Source organism: Oceanospirillum beijerinckii DSM 7166 (genome assembly GCF_000422425.1).
GTDB lineage: Bacteria > Pseudomonadota > Gammaproteobacteria > Pseudomonadales > Halomonadaceae > Oceanospirillum > Oceanospirillum beijerinckii.
In genome coordinates, this window is sequence record NZ_AULT01000096.1 from 1 (window position 1) to 2,887 (window position 2,887).

4 protein-coding genes are annotated in these 2,887 nt (G+C 35.5%); 2 read left to right on the forward strand and 2 right to left on the reverse strand.

Features of this window, described 5'->3' with window-relative positions:
• Positions 1-278: hypothetical protein (locus H579_RS29535; RefSeq protein WP_036566769.1), on the forward strand; the 278-nt coding region annotated here is incomplete at its 5' end.
• 244 nt (positions 279-522) lie between these two features.
• Positions 523-1,173 (forward strand): immunity protein Imm33 domain-containing protein, encoded by a 651-nt coding sequence (locus tag H579_RS0118545; protein WP_028301900.1) that lies wholly within the window; start codon positions 523-525, stop codon positions 1,171-1,173.
• A 103-nt stretch (positions 1,174-1,276) separates the two neighbouring features.
• Here H579_RS0118545 and H579_RS0118550 read toward each other — a convergent pair whose 3' ends face one another.
• Entirely contained in the window at positions 1,277-2,020 is a 744-nt protein-coding gene (locus H579_RS0118550; RefSeq protein WP_028301901.1) for a hypothetical protein, read from the reverse strand.
• An 18-nt stretch (positions 2,021-2,038) separates the two neighbouring features.
• The coding region (locus H579_RS28125; protein WP_169449724.1) for an RHS repeat-associated core domain-containing protein at positions 2,039-2,887 on the reverse strand (849 nt) is incomplete at its 5' end.

Consider the following 2,887-nt stretch of genomic DNA (forward strand, 5'->3'; position numbering starts at 1 on the left):
CCAGCTGTGTGGTGTTGCCTTCGGGGGAGGTTTCTGTGGGGACAGGCTTAAATTCCCTTAAAAATCAAAGAGAAATATGTGGATGTCCCTTATTTTTTGAGACTTTCAGCCACCGCTGTGCTTTCCTGATGATTGCTCTGGAAAATATCGCTTTTGAAGATGCACTGCCTCATAACAAGCAAGCTGCTTTAAGAGCGTCTTACTTTATAGAGGATATGCTGGAAGAGATGTCAGATATTCAGACCATGCTGGATGCCGTAGTTAAAACTCAGGGGTAAAACGCAATAAATTAAGCCATGTATTTCTGAGAGATGCATGGCTTTGATCACCACCAATACATATAAATCTGCTTCTCTATGGGTAGTAAATGACGTTTTTTAATAATAAAAAACGTATAATAATGCATCGATAAAAAAATTAATCAGATTGTTTTAATGAAATAAATATTTTCGTAATATCTTTACCCAAAAAAGATATTATGGCATATTTACAACCAAATAGATGTTTAAAGGTATAGATAAAATGAAACATACAACCAATAAACTCCATCAATACAATCATCCCGAATTTCAATTTAGCTATGATGAAAAGTCTATCCCCCAGCAAGATATAGATTGGTTTTCCAGATATTTAGAAGATCAAGTTAAAAATGGGGCTACCTTTAAAGATGGTGAAACAATACAACTAGGCTGCATGATTCTTAAGATTGATTTAATTAAAAATAACTATTTAAAGCTATCAGAGCCAAACATGAAGGAAATTCCAATTAAATTCATAGATAGCATAAGCAATTCAATTAAAATCATTCGTCAACAACAAGATACAATTAATAGCATCACAAAAATCAATATAGACTTCTCATCCATCCGGGAGTCGATCATCGTAAGTGATAGCTTTAATTCAGCCAATAATTTCTACATGAACAAAGAAGAAAAGGAAGCTCATCGATCAGGCTGGTTTTTCAGAGATATTAATAATGCAGAAGAAAACTATCGAGAAATATCCATATGTGAATTTATAATCAACAGGCCTGACTTAGCAAAATATCTAGCTATGCCTGTTGGAATAGGAATACTATCAAGAGACAATGATATTATAAGAGTAATCAAAGATGAAGTTGAGCAGGATATTATCCCAGGTTCTTTTTTAGATATCATCAACTCTGCCAGATAAGTGGCAGAGCTGATAGGGTTATCGATACTTAAAAATATAACAGCCGACGTACAAATCAAATTCACATAAAACACTTTACAATCAATTAACATAAGATAGTAGTTTATAGAGTAAGATAATTTGGCTTACCTATAACTGCACTTGCAAAATATGAGTCCATTACCTCAACCGGGTGCTCTATTTTCTTATAGATACCAGGGCGATCATTTTTTAAAAAGTAAAGTCCGTCAGCTTTTCCTGAAAAGTCACAAACGATTAGATCATTATTAGAACACTTTACAAATACTCTAAAATCAGATTCGGGAAAACTATCATACAAAGCAGCAGCAGTATTATCATCTCCATTTATATTCTCTATAAAATCTGCTAATTCAAACCAATTACTGAATCCAGAAGGTAAATCATAACCCTCTGGGGCATTATCATTAGCAATACAAAAGCCATCCATTTTATGATAGAAACACCTAAACTCATCTGGCAAACAGTCCAAATAAGGTTTTGATATACTTTTAAATATTTCATTATCTGGAGAGCTAGCTGGTATACCTACAATTAAAATATTTTCTTTACATTTCAAGCCCCAAAAATAATTCACCTGTTCCTTACCTAAATTATTCAACCCCATCCCTATTGATAGTTGCTCTAACAAACATATATTTGAGCAGTCAGATACAAGCGCTCTATATAACTTAGGAAAATCAGCCTTCAAATCTGAGAAAAAGTCAGCATTACCTGAGTCAATAGAAAAATGTAGTGATTTTGGTATTTTTACAATTGCCTTTTCAGGAAATGTGGAAAAATCATAAAAAAATGCATTAAATCCAGGAAAAAAATTATCAATAGACATAATTATAAGCCACTTCAGTTAGTTTCTAAAAAAATCAATTATTTTGCTTTGTATTCTTCCCCTTGCAGCATTCTGTTCACGAGTTAAGTTTCTAATATACTCTTTACTCAGGGGTTCATTTTTATATGTTTTCCACTGTCCATCAACTTTGTTACTCTTAGATTCATTCAAACTTTTGGGGAGAGGCTGTATATTATCAAGACCTACAGTATCATGAATAATAGCTTTTTGTTGTTTGGTATTAAGCTTATCAAACCCAGGCATTTTTTGAATTTCACTCACAGGATAAATATGATCCGGAGACATAACCACATCTTTGGAAGGGGTTACTTCTTTATTTGTTAATGGATCGATATACGGTTTACCTTGAACAGCTTTACGCATTGAGTCTGTTGTAGTGTTAAAGCCTAATCCTTTACTTTTTTTGCTTCCTCCATCATTCGCAAACTTTCCATCTGAAGTCCGTAAACGGCCATTAGCATCACGATAAGTTCCCTCATTGGATGATTTTACAGGAGAAACAGGTTCCTGAGGTTTTGGAGGCTTCGGAGGTGACGGCTGCTGTGGGACTCGCGTATCCTTGGGTTTTGCAGGTTCAGCTGACTGATGAGTGCCTTTTGAGGTTCCAGTGTTGCACGAAGTTAGCCCTAAAGGATCAATCCACTCAATAGGGTTATCTACATATGATTGAGGTCTTAAGCCTCCTTCCATACCTATCGGGTCGGGCGTCAGATACTGGGCTATTTCAGGATCATAGTAGCGGAAGCGGTTGTAGTGCAGACCGGTTTCCTGATCATAAATCTGCCCCTGATATCTCAGGTCACAGACAATCGGGTCGTTAGCGGCGTCTTCCTGGTAATAACGCTG

What these genes read in the sequence shown, in the direction of transcription:
- H579_RS0118545 (WP_028301900.1), top strand. Translation starts at nt 523, where the DNA reads ATGAAACATACAACCAATAAACTCCATCAATACAATCATCCCGAATTT.
- H579_RS0118550 (WP_028301901.1), bottom strand. Translation starts at nt 2,020, where the DNA reads ATGTCTATTGATAATTTTTTTCCTGGATTTAATGCATTTTTTTATGAT.